Consider the following 15,255-nt stretch of genomic DNA (forward strand, 5'->3'; position numbering starts at 1 on the left):
CATTCAGACTGTTACCCAGAATCTCTGAAAAGCGGCTAAAGGAAAGCCAATGAAAAACGCGCACAGTGACAGCCGCTGCCGCCATACCCTGGTTACCTTCGATACCAAGGGCGAGCGATTGGAATGGGACTCCCTCGGTGACCAGGTAATGGGCGGCAAATCCGACGGTAAGCTAGTCAATTCCGCGGAAGGTGTCGGCCTCTTTCACGGCACCGTGCGACTGGATAACGGCGGCGGATTTGCCTCAGTGAAAGCGGACCTGCCCGAACCTTTCGATGCAGCTTACTACACCGGTATCGAGCTTCTTGCTCGGGGCGACGGCAAAACCTACAAGGTCGGGCTTCGCAACAGCGCCGACCGCCGCAGCATTGTGTACCAGCATGCGTTCACACCGGGTACTGAAGACTGGAGCCGCATTCGGCTTCCGTTCAGCGATTTCACCCCGACCTGGCGCGGCAAGACAGTAACGGATGCGGGTCCTCTGGACACCCGGAACCTGGCGTCCGTTAGCCTGTTCGTTTCCGGGCGGCAAGCCGGTGAATTCAAGCTGATCATGCAGGACTGGCGGCTTTTCAGGAGCTAAGCTGGCAAGGCTTCAGTAGTACTGTTGGCCATCATGATAATGCGCTTTACGATGCCCTTATCGGACAGAACCGGTAAATAGCGAGCTGCCAGCCAGATCGGCTGCCCGTCTGCACCAAGATTCAGGAATCGGCCCTGTTGCACCTGGCCTGTAACCAATTCACGCCAGAACCTGATGTACGCCTCACCAAGCGCATCCTCGGGCTTGCAGAGCACCCGGTGGTGCTCACCAATCAGCTGTTGCTCCTGGTAGCCAAACATATCCAGAAAGACATCACTGACCGACTCAAACAGTCCATCACCGCTCATTACCGCAAGCGCCACCGACCGCTGAATGGCTTGCCAATCGGCTTCCAGTTCAGACACCCGGTTCTCGGCGGCCTCCAGCTTCTCCAAAGCGGCCTGCAGTTCATGCTTTCGTTTACTTTGAAACACCATCAGTTTCCTTTTGTTCAACGTATGCGGTGAGGCGCTTTATAGCGCGCCCAACCACTCTGCCAGCTGAAGATTGGTTTTCAGCCTCAATCGCTGCTGAAGCATCCCCTCAAAAACGCCTTCCAAGGTTCGTTCCTGCCCCAGCAATGGTAGCGAGGCCTCAGCCTCTGAGAAGAACTGCTCCTCACGAGACGTACCCACAATGGCTTGCTCCCACCAGTTCACTACTCGAGGGTGCGCCTCTTTGAGCAGCAAATCCCCGGGCAGCTTTTCGGACTTGGACGCATTCGCCGTATGAGTCGCTGGCATCAGATTCCAGAGATCGTTGTTGTTCCATCGTGACCAAGGAAAACAGTGGTCGACGTCAAACCGCTTCGCTTTGAGAATCTGGGCTGTCCATACGCACTCGACCCTACCAGTCTCGAGCTGCTGGTTAATCATTTGACGGACAGCTGACGTATCGCGCCGACCTTCCACCCACTGTAAACCACGATGATATTCATCCATGGAATAGCGCAGATCCCAGCTACCCATCAAATCAATCCATTCATTAACAATCGCAGGCTCAATCCAGCACGCATAGCGACTAAATGCATCCCAGAGAAATGAAGGAACACGGAAGGTACCGAACCGGGAAAGCGTTGCTTTGTCCAAACGCACGGGAGCCTTCTTGATGGTCATCCTGGCCGAACCGCCCTCAAAAATTGGACGGTTAGAGCCGGGCCAAGTCGTATAGTGCGCGGGATTATCGAGAATGTTACGGCAAGCCGCCTTGATCGCGCGAAGAACCACCGGAGCAACATCCGCCGACAGCGACATACCCACTCTGAAATCCAGAGGCGTGAAACTCTGCAGCTTGAAAAAATCCTCCGTTGCGAAGCTATAGCCACGACTACCTGGCGCTTGCCTCAGCTGATGCCGAAGAACCAGAGGATGATAAAGCATAATCCAGAAAAGCCCGACTGCACCCAGCGGAATCTCCACCCAGTCATCGGTGCGATTCAGTGCCAAGCCGGGCGCACCGTCGGCAATCCGAACAAGGGCTCTCAGCAAACCCAATTTGTAAGTCGAAAACTTATTATCATTAACGATGATGTGGCGGACTGTCGGCAATGCGCCTGTGCCATCGTCCGCCAACCGAAAAGCCAGAGTCTCCCAGGAAACTTCGTCCCTCTGGAGCTAATCCTTCTTACGCCCGATCGGCACCGGGAGCGGGATCAGTGCCCGGCGTTTGGCAAAAACCTCCAGCTCTTCCCTACTGACGTCGTAAAAAAGTCGTTCGCCATCACCGGGCCCATGCCTCAGTGTAATCACCAGCATTCCACCGGGTGCCAGAAGTTCAGTCAGGATTCGAAATGCACGTTCGCGATCAGCGGGTGGGATATGCATCCAGACAGCGGAAACAAGAATCAGGTCGAAGCGATAGCTCAGCTTCCGGATCTTACCCAGATCGGGTAATTGATCGTCTACCCAGTGAATGCTCTGATTGCGAGTAGCGCCCTGCCCCAATTCTCGCAAGCCAGCTGCGGGCTCTACCGCGACAACATCCCAGCCCTGCTCTGCGAGGGCACTGGAATCGCGACCGCTCCCTGCGCCGACATCCAGAGCCAAGCCTACCTTTTGGTCCAACTGAGGCAACCAGTCGCTGTGGACCTGTTCAAAGCTCAGCGATTGGTATTGAGCGAAGAAGGTTTGGGCATTGCGGTTGTATGGGGCGACTGTCATTCGAGCCCCTTCACTTCGTGTTTCATCAGACATTCTTTAGCTAATCACTGATCGCTTGAGTTCTGTCATCAGGAATGAAGAGAGAACTTTCCTCACCTTTCAACCATTTCGATATACTTTCCATTACTCTATTCAAGTGCTCTTCGTTTGCACCTTTGATTTCGCACTCCCAAAGTAGGCATACACGCCACCCCAGCCTCTTCAGCTCATACAATTTTTGCTGATCCCGGCGAATGTTGCCCTCAATTTTGTTCCTCCAGAACTCAGGCCTTGTTTTTGGCCATTTGAACAATCGACATTGATGGCCATGCCAGAAACATCCGTTGACCAAGATCGCTGCCCGAAATTTTGGTAGAACAATGTCGGGAGAGCCCGGCAGATCATTACGGTGTAAACGAAACCTGAAGCCGCCAGCATGCAAAGCCCTGCGGATCAAAATCTCCGGTTTCGTGTTCTTGCCCCGGATCCCAGACATCATTTTGGAGCGGGTTTCCGGGTCTACTACATCGACCACTTGAGAAATACCTCCTGGAATTTGGGCGGCTACCTGGTATCCTACTCGCCTACCTGACTTTGGCGAACTGTTGATGACCGACACTATCAAAATAATCGATCTTTTCGCTGGCCCCGGAGGGCTTGGTGAAGGATTCTCCGCATTCAAAATTCCCGAAGGGCAATATCCTTTCAAGATAGCAGCATCAGTTGAAAAAGAATCTAGTGCGCACAAGACCCTTACTTTGCGAGCTTTCTATCGCCAGTTCCTAGGACGCAAGGTTCCTCCCGAATACTATGAATACCTTCGGAGCAATTCCAAAATCAGCGCAGAGCAATTTTTCTCCGATAAGTATCCAAAGGAATGGGCGGCAGCAAAGCGAGAGACACTTGGTGGCCCCAAAGCACTAGGCAGTGAAGACCATGACGAAATCTTTTCGGCAATTGAACAGCAGATTGCGGGACATACGGGAAAAAAAATAGTTATCGGCGGGCCGCCATGCCAAGCTTATTCGCTAGTTGGTCGAGCCAGAAACAAAGGCATCAAAGGTTATATTGCCGAGGAGGACCATCGCCATTTCCTCTACAAAGAGTATCTGAAGGTTCTCGACCTCGTTCAGCCAGATGTTTTCGTTATGGAGAACGTCAAAGGCATTTTGACAGCAAAGGTTAACGGTGAATCGATTTTTCAGAAAATCCGAGATGATCTTGTTTGCCCTGCCAAGGCTCTTGACAGCAGCCGAGACCAAGTTGAGTATGAGCTATTGCCACTTGCGCATCCTCTTGAGTTTCAAAACCTTTACGGCAGCTATCAGAACAAGGATTTCGTGATTCGAGCTGAAGAATTTGGGATTCCGCAAGCACGTCATAGAGTTATCCTCCTCGGTGTTCGCAAAGATTTGCTGCCTAGAGAGTTGGCTGGTGAACTTCTGTCAGACTGGAAACATGATAATCCAGTTACTACAGGGCAAGTCATCAACAATTTGCCTCGACTCAGAAGTGGACTATCCAGAACTACGCCTAATGATTTCCAAGCGTGGAAAAACAACTTTGAGAGAGGGTTTCTCAAAGTTTATTCGGAGCTTGCCTTCTCGACAAAAGCTCAAGATAACGCTAAAAACGCATATGAGTCTGCTACTGAAGAACTGAATCAAGGCGGACGATGGGTCCCGGCCAAGCGAATACCCAAAACCCACCTGCCTGATGAGCTGAAGCAGTGGTATGAAGATAAATGCTTACCCGGATTCGTAAACCACGAAGCCAGAAATCACATGGCGGAAGATCTGCATCGATATCTGTACGCAAGTTGCTATGCTGCAGCCAAAGATGGCACCTCACCACGTTCTCGTGATTACCCTAAGAACTTGGCACCCAAACACAAGAACTGGACTACTGGAAACTTTACCGACCGCTTCAAGGTACAGGCAGAAAACCGAGTCGCCAGCACGGTAACCAGCCACATCTCAAAGGATGGTCATTACTTCATTCATTATGATCCGAGTCAGTGCAGAAGTTTAACTGTAAGAGAGGCGGCCAGAATTCAGACTTTTCCTGACAACTATTTCTTTGAAGGCAACAGGACTGAGCAATATGTTCAGGTTGGCAACGCGGTACCCCCACTGCTCGCGAATCATATTGCCAAAGTTGTTTTCTCTCTGCTGAATCAGAAAAAATGAAGAATACCTGAGCTCCGAATTGAAACCCCTTTCAATTCGGAGCTCAGAGCTCGCTCCTAGCCGCCTTTTAACCCGAGAAACCTTCGTCTTTTAATTTTTTTAGCGCAGCAAGCGCCACCGCACACTGACGCTCAGACGGCATCTTTCTAGGAATTGCGGAGCAGGTTTCCAAAACCCCTAATTCTTTAGGGCTCAATAGCGCTCGCTCACGTGCCCAATCTCGTGCACCTTTCCAAAACTGACTACCCAGCGTGTGAACTTCAATCTCCGCGTTCACACTATGATCCAATTCAGCCTCAGATTTTGCTTCTCTTGCCGTGCTTTTGGCAGATTCAAAGGTAATGGTCACCCGATCAGTTTTTCCCGGATAAACAACATCTTTTTCAGAGAGCCATTTCCAGCATATTTCTTTCTTAGCCCATTCACTGGCATTTCGAACTCCCGCCGGTGGGCTATTAATAACAAGTTGGGCAACCTCTCCAGCTGCCGAAAGCATCGATTTGAGTTCAGGAGCGACAGTTTGATTCTTCCACACCAGGTCAAGATCAATAACTTTCCCTTTTTGCGCGGCATCGTAAACGACTTTTGCAATACCATATGTCACGATATTCGCCCTATACCCGCCTTCATACCATTCAGCACCGGAAACCAATCGCTCCATCGTTCTAAAAACAATGTTCTTTGCGACGAGTCGCTTGTACCAGAGTTGATCGAACACAGAGCCATCCTTGCCCCATTGCTTTCCAATATTTTTCGCAAACTCTGCGAAGTTCTTCTGCGCTCCTCGACTTACAATATGAGGAAGGCATTCAAAGGTGTTTTCATATTTCGCTAGATCCGTTTTGGTGAAGAATTGCCCTCGAGGGTATTCAGCATCAAATTTTTTCCTCTCGGCAGGCGTCCGTCTTCCTCTCTCATCTGCGAACTGACCACGGGCACGTTCGTAAAACCACTTCGTCTCGCGATAGCCATCCTCTCCCGCAGGTGCCAGTAACCGTCTGGAGTAGTCCTCTATACGAATATGGAATGGGTGGTTCGCAAAGAAATCTGCAGCATTAACTTTATTCTGGCTATTTGCGTACTCTGAAATTCGAGGTACAACCTCCTCTGATTGACTACGGGGTACAATAGTTAACTTCATCTGTACATGAATTTGATCTAACTGTTCTTCAAATAACTTCTTTGCTGCATGTAAAGATGCGGTGGTCTGACCGCCATTCACGATTTGTAGATTATCTGCACACACTAGCTCCAAACCAGATTCTACCTGTTTTATTTCAATACCATCAGCTGTTGCACTCAATCCGTTGTTATATGAAAAAAACATGTGCGGTTCATCGCGAATCGTATTTCTGATACCTTGATTTACCTTTCCCCTCGCCTGCAGAAAACTCCGGACGTTTGCTTCTAAGAGCCTAGGGCCCCATTTCTCATAAATCCCGGCAAGCTGCTTTCCTGGAATTACAGCTAAGTAGCTCTCAAGAGCTCCATCTCCTGCAGACGCTTTCAAGAGAGGTATTCCTCCCCCAAAATCCTGCTCAAAATCGATCTGAAGATCAGCCCGCGCCTGACCCTGATCCATAAATTGTTTAAGTCGCTTAAGGTCCCAAACACTTAACGTGATTGGCTTGCCATCAATTGGATCAAGAGGCTCAGCATCAGACCTAGCACTGAAGTTGCCATTCGTCGCAACTACCAGCTTGACCTTCTCAATCATGTTCCAACGAGTCGAAATAAGGTCAGCCAACCCAAAACCAGGACTTGTCTCTTCCAGCTGATTTTTGAAGTCTGGCTTCATACTGGATCCAAGAAACCGGAAAAGTCGATTCTGCAATCGCTCCACATGCGGTCTGTTCAATACCCGAATCTCATCACTCATACCAAAATCACAAATGATTAAGGTTAAGACACCAGAATTATCACTAGGATCTCCACCGTAACCATCTACCTGCATCTGATGAACTGAATATTTACCCTCATAATATGCTCGATCAGCCTCATCGACTTCACCAGCTTCAGATAGCAAATCAGCCACTTTCTCAAAAAAGGCTTCTGCCGTTACTAATCCCATAGCATCCGCATCACCTTGAATGTCAGCAATGAGTTGATGGTGAAATTCAAGTAGTTCAGTCATTACGCGGACCATCCTTGATTACTTTGATTAAGTCGACGTTCGTTTCGAAACTCGAGCAAGCCTCAAGAGATAATGAATACCTTACCTTCCCGACACCAACGGGAAGTGGCACAGCAACCCGCGGGAACCCCTCGACAACCTCAAAGGTTTGGGACTCTCCGAGATGCCAACGTCTCTCCGAATAATCATTTTCGGGATCATATCCAGTTGTGAAGATCGCTTCTTCCCATTGGTCGAACACACTTATCGAATCTTCAAAATGTGTAGCAGTAAGTTTGACATGATCATGCAAAGTGAGCCCGTCTGGCGAAATTGCAGACGAAATATTAAATACTTTAAGAAACAGTCTGCAGCCTTCTACATCGGCTAGTTGCTCTTCGGATGAGATCGAAATATATGGTTTTGCCGCAACCCTACGGGCCTTAACTTCTGTGCAACATCCAATAAATTCAAAATCCTTCGATGATTTTGATGGGCCTTTCCACGCCTCTATTGCAGAGTCGGCACCTAGTCCGACCGCCAGCTCCCTAAGAAAGGCTAGTTCTCCCACCAACCCGCGCTGCTCTTCAACGGAAAGGCCTCTTTTACTCCCCCCCCTCAACAAATAGTGCCAACGCTGGGTTCGCTGAACCGATCGAACCAAAGCGTCATCCACGTTAGTTGCAGCCTCACCAGCAGCAACCACATCCCTACATAGCGTCTCGAAAATTTCGATCTGACTACGCTCATTCAAAGCAATTACAAACGCCGGCGAAGAACCAGCGTTTCTAAAAGATAGGGTCAGATTTTTTAGTTTTGGTAGCTTTGGAGGTGATAGTGGCAACTGTGGAAGTTTTAGCATCAATCCCGGTATTCGCTTTTCAAGGACAACCCAAAAAAAGTCGAAGCGGCCAGCCATATTTACACGTCGAGCTTCATCATTGGTCAGCTTGTTCCAAGGATCAGTTGTCGCTGTCATCATCAGCCTCCTGGTCCTCATCCTCATCCTCATCGCCAAAGAGTTCTTTATATCTCACGGCATTTACTACATATTCTACGGTCTCCTCTGCTCGAGAAGATCTAGGCAGACTTATTCCCCATCCGATTACAGCTTCGCTTGGCATAAGATCCTGCTGACGTGCGATTTTTTGCTGTTCCGGTATTTTTGGGCTAACAAGATGGAGTATGAAAAGCCCCCTTTTCCTGACCTCTCGGTAGATCTTGTCGGCAAAGTTCACCTTCCCTTTCCCAGCCTTAGCTTCATTTTTATTCAAGTAGTTAGATTCCGCCTCACTGATCTCAGAGTCGCTAAGACCAGCCTTCTCTATCCCTCTTGACGCAAGGCGCATGCCTTTACCGCTAAATGCCATGTAGTGCAGCTTTGGCTCTCCAAAGCTCACTGTCCGCTCTGCCGGTATTATTGGCAAACCTAAACAATTGTCTTCTTCGCCACTTTGTTTGCTCGTCACCAATACGTCCCAGAAAGCTAGCTCACCTTGTGATCGCGCATTAATGTACTCACGAACTGGAGGGGTATCTGTCGTTACACTTTGGTCTGCATTTCGCCAGCCAGCTAAAAATTGGTCAATTTCATTAACAGGAACATCCCTGAACAAATACCCCCAATTGTTTCGCTCATAATCTTTTCCAAGTTTCAACAAACTTTCAACAAAAATCTTGGCGTTTCTCTTGTTTGCATCTATGTCTTTTTGATGAACACTAACTTTAGCCGTCTCAATAAACTGATTTGATAAACCAACTCGTGTTATTACCTTGGCGCTTGCGCCCATTTTATTTCTTGCAGTAACCAATAGAGACGCGGGATGGCTCCTGACCGCTAGGCCAAACATTCTCGGCGTTGCCTTAGCCTGTTCCATAATTTTAAGCTCATCGTGCAGCTCATCTGCCGCTTCAGCAATAAATGCATACCAGTCTATTGCTTCCTCCGGCATCCATATCCTGCATAAATCTTCATAACCGTCTCTGTATCCGAACCATCGACCCATCTGCATTAACGTGTCATACATCATGGTGTTTCGAAGGAACCAGGTTACAGTAAGCCCCTCCAGTGTTAGGCCGCGGGATAATGAAAACCCACCTACCGCGATGACTGTTTGGCCTCTTTCACCGCTGTGCGAGTAATCAAGATCATTGGCTCTACTATTGACTTCAACGACCTTCGCTGCCGCGATTGCTTCGAACAGAGCTGCTTGCACGTCTGCCCATTCAAACTCTGTTTCTGGGTACTCCCTTTGCCAAACCTTTTTGAGCTCCGAAAGCTCAGGGTCGGACAAGCCGGAAGTACCAAGAGAAGCATTAATCCTCACCGAATCTTTGATGCGATCTAAAGCTTCGTGTATTCGGTTTCTTAGCTTGCTTTGTACAGCAGTATAGCGGCTTGCATTTACTAGCATTGAGCAATGTGATGACTCGTTCCCTCTCAAATTCCTTATTGTCCGGGACAGCAAAAAGGTTCTCAAAGCCGTCAAAAGAGACCTTGGAAGACTGTCTAGAACATGATCGATCTGATGTTTAATTGGCAAGATGTCTTCATTATCGCTTATATATCTCAGCCATTTTGGCTCATCATCATCAGGCAAACCATCGATAAATATTTTCGAAGGGCCAAAATAATTTGTAGGAGCATCCAAACCAATAATAAAGTCTCTAGGGAAAAGGTCCTCATTAAACATCTTGTCATCTTCATCAGGATCGATAAATATATTAGCAAACGGAGTCGCAGTATATCCCACGTAACAACTCCGATGAAACATGCTCAAAAGATCTCGAATTTGACCATTTATTTTTGTTATTAGCTTTTTACTGTATGCCGTATTTATAGATGCATTATCAGCTTCATCATCAATAAGCAGCATGGGCTGATCAATCATTTCTCGATCACCCCTCGCGCTATTATCTCTCAGCCAATCTAAAAGGTTTTCCAGTGTTCGGTGGTTTTTCTTGATAACCAATACTACGGGAACTTGGTAGGAGCCGATCTCACTGGTATTAGTCGATGCAGTCTCTTTGTTAAAGTCTTTTATTGTATTTGTTAGGCTTACCGGCGTTCTACTGAAATCAAAGTGCCCTACCCCAATTCTATGCCTAGCGCCTCCATGGCCCCGCTCTTGACTACGCCCTGTGTCGCGGCCAATGAAACCCTCATCTATTCTAGCCTGGGTTTGATTTCTAAGGTTGTTGTGAATTCCCGCAATCACAATAATCAGTCGATATCCCGCATCTGCGGCCTTACAAATCAACCCTGTGTAGTTTGCCGTTTTTCCGCTTTGTACATGTCCAACTACCATGCCTCTACGATCCCAAGGAACCTGCTTTTCGGGATCCCCTAACCGCCCCAGGATCTTATCGGTAACTTTGTCCGTAGACGTAACGACATCTCTGGGTAGACCAATTTGCAACAGAAGCTTCTGATATCTCTGCCAATAAAACGGTTCGATTTTAACCTTAGCATCGTCTAACCAGGGCTCAAATTCGTCTCCATCAACAACGGCTCCCAAACCTGCTTTAATACCCTGCTTCGTTTCTATCTCTCGAGCGACTTGCTCCAACGTGTCGGGGTTTAAGCCGGGAGCAACAGCCTTAGCGAGAGCTCCAATCAGATCTCGTAGTTCCTCTTCCGTTTTTCGCGGTTGATTGAATAAAGCAGATTCGACAACGTTAACTAGTTGATCATAGCTACTGACCGTCATGCTAAACCCTTGTATCAGGAAGATCCGGTTGACCTAGGTAATCTTCGATCAACTTTTTAACCACATACCAGTTGTCACGTAAAACTGGATGGCTCTGCATCACACCGGGCATAGCGTCAGGCGGGATACCTGAGCTGGTCAATGCCTCCACCATGGATGTCACCAATTGTCGAAGATCGGATTCGTCAGCTTGGTCTGCAATCACCGACTCAGCATTGCCGACCAACTCGGCGTGCAAAGTCTCAATCGGCAACCCCGATCCAACAATTCTCATACAACGATAGAACCCTTCCCTCAGATGGTCTGGTAGCTCAGCTGCATATGCTTCAAAAACCGGATGGTCGATGTTTGGGCGGAAGAAAACTTGCCCATCTTTCTGAAGTCGGTTCCAAATAGGCTGCTTGGTCTCGTCTACCAGCTGTTGGCCTCGCCTTCGATATGTGCGCTTTGAAGTACCAACAAAATGTTCAACTACTTTTTTCAGACGCTCGCGTACTTGGGGGGGTAACTGGGCCGATGCCTTTTTGACATCAATTTTCCAATCAGAATCCATGGTATTGGGGATATCAACAGCAATCCGGCACAACTTGGTCAACTCAGTCTGTCGGGCTAGCCCGAGCCAACCTCCGGATATGATGAGTCGATTCTCCCGATAAATATAAAGACCTTGGGATTTCAAATGCCCCTCGGGACTTCCCGTTTCATCCCATTCTTCACGAGTCATCTTTTTATGGTGAGGCAAGGTGTAGCAACGAATTCGCACCTTACCCTTACTCAAAACCAGGACTTCCTCCGGTAATTTTTGAGTGGAAGGATGTGTAGAAGCCATTGGATCTATTGGCTTAAGCTCTCTGCCATTCAGTGAAATGCGTATCTTTGGTTTTTTTCCTTCGAGAAATCGATGAAACACCAATCTCAAATGGCGTTCTGCCAAACCGAGTGCCTCATTCAGGTATCCAACGCGCTTTGCACGGTCGTCTCCATACCCCCCAACCAGACGATCTAGCTTCTCCCACACAACAACTGTCCCATCAGCAGACAACAACTCAAGCCCGGGGACAGCCGAATGATCATCCAGCAACTCGAGAGACCAGTCATTGCGTTTAGATACCCGATCCAGATCCCAGCGAGCACAGGAAGTCTTAGAATCCTTAACGGATATTACTGTGAGCGATCGACACTGGGAGAAGCTGGCGCTTTTCAGGCCAAGACCAAAGCGCCCAAGGTCTTCCGAAGATCTTTTATCTGAAGGGTTCTTTGACCCAAGGCGCATAGCTTCGACAAGCTCAGCCTCAGTCATGCCTGAACCATCATCCGCGATGATAATCGATGGTTCTTCAGCGGTAGTGTTTGCAATTAGCTGGACAGAAGTCGAGCCAGCAGAAATTGAATTGTCAATAACATCTGCCAACGCTGTCTCAAGGCTGTAACCGAAGTCCCTGTGCCCCTCAATAAGTGAAGCGGCATACGGGGTTGCATCGACTTCTCGTATGGGCAAGGCCTGCTCTACTTCTCGATCCATATCACTACCTACAACCTATCCATGACTCACTACGTTTTCTCGAGCGGCTCTCCCTACGCTATCAGACCCCTTTCAAGCTCTGGCCGCCAGCAAAAGATTAGCCTGCTTCGTACTTTTTACTACCTCAATACTGCAAGAGAAAGTTACGGTTTCCAAGGTCTTTAACTAATTCGAGCGCAGGTTTTACTAATTGACGCCGAAAAGGTTAGATCGTAAACACTTGGATCCGCGATGCTCGATTGCCAGCTCTCGAAGAACAAAAAGGGCAAAATGGCTTCTATGATGCCCTATTCCGTCAAACCAGAACCCGCATCCCGAATATTTCCATCCTCGGGAACTTGCGGAAGGAGCTCCAGGTAAAGCTCTTCTATGCTGACTTGGAACGTTAATTCCACAAACGCATCGGCGTTCTTGTTGTAATAGGCCAGCGTATCCCCCATTCAATGGTTCCTAGGCGGGTATTTAACCTGAAGTCTATTTAAACCAGGCTACCAGGCGGAAAAGATGCGGCCAACAAACTTTTGGGTACCATCCACGCCAACCGGGCTCGATGGACTAAGCCCTTTGTTACTGATCATGGAAGCAAATCAGGGCGAGATTACGCCCGAGAATGGATAACAAAACGAAGAGAACGCAAACCTTGGCTTGAGTCTGAAAGGTATTCGAGTATTGGGAAAAATTGGAGGCGCGGGTCGGAATCGAACCGGCGTACACGGAGTTGCAGTCCGCTGCATAACCACTCTGCCACCGCGCCGGGAAAAGTCCGAAGGAATCTGCGGAACTTTTATGCTCTCAGGTGGGCTGTGAGAGACTGTGTTGACGCTTTATCCAGTGGAACTGGAAATTGGAGCGGGAAACGAGATTCGAACTCGCGACCCCAACCTTGGCAAGGTTGTGCTCTACCAACTGAGCTATTCCCGCTTGGTCAACGAGGGCGTATTCTACGGATTCGGCCGATTGCGTCAACCTCTTTTTTCAACTTTTTGTTTTATCTGCGTTTTATGCGTAATATTTAAACAACATCAAGGAGGAATATGACGCAGCCACCCCACCCTGGCCCCCATGGCTCACTTGCCGCCCCGGACGTTCGCGGCGACGTGATTGATCATGGCGAACACCTCAGCATCCGCGGCGATTGGGTGCTCGGGCACTATGCCCGCCTGAAGGCGGATACCGACCGTTTTCTTGCGGATCGCCAGGGCCAGCGGAAGGCAGGCGATCTGTCAGAGCTTGGCCGTGTAGACACCGCGGGGGCCGCACTGATCGCCGAGCTTCTCGGCCCCGACGCGCTGGCGCAGCTCGCGGACCAGGCGCCGGATCTGGCGGAGGAAAAGCGCGCCTTGCTTCATGCGGTTGCGGCAACCCTGGCGAATCGGTCCGAGCCACAACGTTCCACCACCAATCCGATTGTTGCGATTCTGATGGCGGCTGGCCAACGCACAGAGCAACTGTTTGAACTTCTGAGGCTGCTGCTCGGCTTTATTGGCCAGACCCTCGCGGCGCTGGCGTATAACCTGCCCCGCCCTTCACGCTGGCGCGTGACATCGTTTGTTGCGGCGGTGCAGGACACTGGGCTGAATGCCCTGCCCATCGTGGCATTACTGACTTTTCTCGTTGGTGCCGTTGTAGCCTTTCTCGGCGCCACGGTGCTTGAGGACTTCGGCGCCACCATCTACACCGTGAATCTCGTGGCGTTCTCGTTCCTGCGGGAATTCGGCGTTCTGCTCGCCGCCATTCTTTTGGCGGGCCGCACCGCCAGCTCGTTTACCGCCCACATCGGCGCCATGAAGGTCAACGAGGAACTTGACGCCATTCGCACCCTCGGCCTCAACCCCATCGACCTGCTGGTTTTACCCCGGGTGCTGGCGATGATGGTGAGCCTGCCCATTCTCACCTTTGTGGGCATGATTTCCGGTATGGTCGGCGGCGCGGCCGTCTGTGCGCTGGCACTGGACATCAGCCCCAGCCAGTTTATCGCCATCCTGGAACGGGACATTGCCCTGAAACACTTACTGGTCGGGCTCGGCAAAGCACCGATATTTGCGTTTCTGATCGCCGTTATCGGCTGCCTCGAGGGCTTCAAGGTCAGCGGCAGCGCCCAGTCCGTGGGTGAGCACACCACCTCAAGCGTGGTTCAGTCTATATTCATGGTCATCCTGCTGGATTCCATTGCTGCGCTACTCTTTATGGAGATGGGATGGTAACCGTGAGATCCGATGAAACACTCGTTGAAGTACGCGCTTTGACCAACCGTTTTGGCACCCACCTGGTCCACGATGAGCTGGACCTGGATATCCGCCGCGGCGAGATTCTTGGCGTCGTCGGCGGCTCCGGTACCGGCAAGTCGGTGTTGCTGCGCAGTATTGTCGGGCTGCATGAACCGACAGACGGTGAGATCCGTGTGTTCGGTAAAGGCCTCCGTGCGCTTCCGCCCTTCGAGCGCTCGCGCCTGGAGCAGCGGTTCGGTGTGCTGTTTCAGGGCGGCGCCCTGTTCACCTCCCTCAACCTTCAGGAAAACGTGGCGGTGCCCCTCATCGAACACGCGGGGCTGAAACGGCCGCTGGCTGAGCATCTGGCCCAGATGAAACTCGCCCTGGCCGGCTTACCGCCGGAAGCGGCGCTGAAATATCCGGCGGAACTGTCCGGGGGAATGGTCAAGCGCGCTGCCCTTGCCCGGGCACTGGCACTGGATCCGGAGATTCTGTTTCTGGACGAACCCACCGCCGGGCTCGATCCCATCGGCGCCGCCGCGTTTGACCGTCTGCTGAAAACCCTTCGTGACGCCCTCGGCCTGACCGTGTTCATGGTAACCCATGACCTGGATACGCTTTACGCGACCTGTGACCGGGTAGCGGTGCTGTCACAGAAAAAGGTTCTGGTCGCTGATAGGCTGGAAGCGGTCGAGACCACCGACGACGCCTGGATTCAGGATTACTTTCACGGCCCCAGGGGGCGCGCCGCAGCACGCGCCACCACAGCCCGCAGTCAGGAGCAGTAGTT

At 50.3% G+C, this 15,255-nt stretch carries 13 protein-coding genes and 2 tRNA genes; 4 read left to right on the forward strand and 11 right to left on the reverse strand.

Features of this window, described 5'->3' with window-relative positions:
- The first annotated feature begins 49 nt into the window (after positions 1–49).
- A complete protein-coding gene (locus tag DYI22_RS01730) occupies positions 50–583 on the forward strand; it encodes a CIA30 family protein (protein WP_213476302.1) in 534 nt (177 codons plus the stop codon).
- Here the strand turns inward: DYI22_RS01730 and DYI22_RS01735 are convergent.
- The 4 genes from DYI22_RS01735 to DYI22_RS01745 are packed head-to-tail and all read right to left on the reverse strand — an operon-like array spanning position 580 to position 3,256.
- Complete coding sequence (locus DYI22_RS01735; RefSeq protein ID WP_213476303.1) at positions 580–1,020, reverse strand: PAS domain-containing protein; 441 nt, start codon at positions 1,018–1,020, stop codon at positions 580–582. The genes DYI22_RS01730 and DYI22_RS01735 overlap by 4 nt on opposite strands.
- Before the next feature lie 36 nt (positions 1,021–1,056).
- Positions 1,057–2,154, reverse strand: a complete 1,098-nt coding sequence (locus DYI22_RS01740; protein WP_228300733.1) for an HNH endonuclease domain-containing protein — start codon at positions 2,152–2,154, stop codon at positions 1,057–1,059.
- Between the two features lie 42 nt (positions 2,155–2,196).
- Positions 2,197–2,742: a class I SAM-dependent methyltransferase gene (locus DYI22_RS17405; RefSeq protein ID WP_228300734.1), complete on the reverse strand. Its 546-nt coding sequence runs from the start codon at positions 2,740–2,742 to the stop codon at positions 2,197–2,199.
- A 40-nt stretch (positions 2,743–2,782) separates the two neighbouring features.
- On the reverse strand, positions 2,783–3,256 hold the full coding sequence (locus DYI22_RS01745; protein WP_213476304.1) for a very short patch repair endonuclease: 474 nt from the start codon (positions 3,254–3,256) through the stop codon (positions 2,783–2,785).
- 73 nt (positions 3,257–3,329) lie between these two features.
- Between DYI22_RS01745 and DYI22_RS01750 the strand changes: the two genes are divergently transcribed.
- Positions 3,330–4,910, forward strand: a complete 1,581-nt coding sequence (locus tag DYI22_RS01750; protein ID WP_213476305.1) for a DNA cytosine methyltransferase — start codon at positions 3,330–3,332, stop codon at positions 4,908–4,910.
- A 67-nt stretch (positions 4,911–4,977) separates the two neighbouring features.
- Here DYI22_RS01750 and DYI22_RS01755 read toward each other — a convergent pair whose 3' ends face one another.
- The 7 genes from DYI22_RS01755 to DYI22_RS01785 form a co-directional block, all read right to left on the reverse strand.
- Complete coding sequence (locus tag DYI22_RS01755; protein ID WP_213476306.1) at positions 4,978–7,044, reverse strand: AIPR family protein; 2,067 nt, start codon at positions 7,042–7,044, stop codon at positions 4,978–4,980.
- A complete protein-coding gene (locus tag DYI22_RS01760; RefSeq protein WP_228300735.1) occupies positions 7,037–8,005 on the reverse strand; it encodes a PD-(D/E)XK motif protein in 969 nt (322 codons plus the stop codon). The genes DYI22_RS01755 and DYI22_RS01760 overlap by 8 nt, the downstream gene beginning before the upstream one ends.
- Positions 7,986–10,733, reverse strand: coding sequence for a Z1 domain-containing protein (locus DYI22_RS01765; RefSeq protein ID WP_213476307.1), 2,748 nt, complete (start codon positions 10,731–10,733; stop codon positions 7,986–7,988). The genes DYI22_RS01760 and DYI22_RS01765 overlap by 20 nt, the downstream gene beginning before the upstream one ends.
- A gap of 1 nt (position 10,734) precedes the next feature.
- Positions 10,735–12,255, reverse strand: a complete 1,521-nt coding sequence (locus tag DYI22_RS01770; RefSeq protein WP_213476308.1) for an ATP-binding protein — start codon at positions 12,253–12,255, stop codon at positions 10,735–10,737.
- A 287-nt stretch (positions 12,256–12,542) separates the two neighbouring features.
- Positions 12,543–12,695, reverse strand: a complete 153-nt coding sequence (locus DYI22_RS01775) for a hypothetical protein (protein ID WP_213476309.1) — start codon at positions 12,693–12,695, stop codon at positions 12,543–12,545.
- Positions 12,696–12,935: 240 nt separating this feature from the next.
- Positions 12,936–13,009 (reverse strand) — tRNA-Cys (locus DYI22_RS01780).
- Positions 13,010–13,100: 91 nt separating this feature from the next.
- Positions 13,101–13,176 (reverse strand) — tRNA-Gly (locus DYI22_RS01785).
- 113 nt (positions 13,177–13,289) lie between these two features.
- On the opposite strand from DYI22_RS01785, the gene DYI22_RS01790 reads away from it, so the two are divergent.
- Positions 13,290–14,459: an MlaE family ABC transporter permease gene (locus DYI22_RS01790; RefSeq protein WP_213476310.1), complete on the forward strand. Its 1,170-nt coding sequence runs from the start codon at positions 13,290–13,292 to the stop codon at positions 14,457–14,459.
- Entirely contained in the window at positions 14,453–15,253 is an 801-nt protein-coding gene (locus DYI22_RS01795; RefSeq protein WP_213476311.1) for an ABC transporter ATP-binding protein, read from the forward strand. The genes DYI22_RS01790 and DYI22_RS01795 overlap by 7 nt, the downstream gene beginning before the upstream one ends.
- The last annotated feature ends 2 nt before the right edge of the window (positions 15,254–15,255 follow it).

Source organism: Marinobacter lipolyticus (genome assembly GCF_018424605.1).
In the GTDB taxonomy this organism is placed as follows: Bacteria; Pseudomonadota; Gammaproteobacteria; order Pseudomonadales; family Oleiphilaceae; genus Marinobacter; species Marinobacter lipolyticus_B.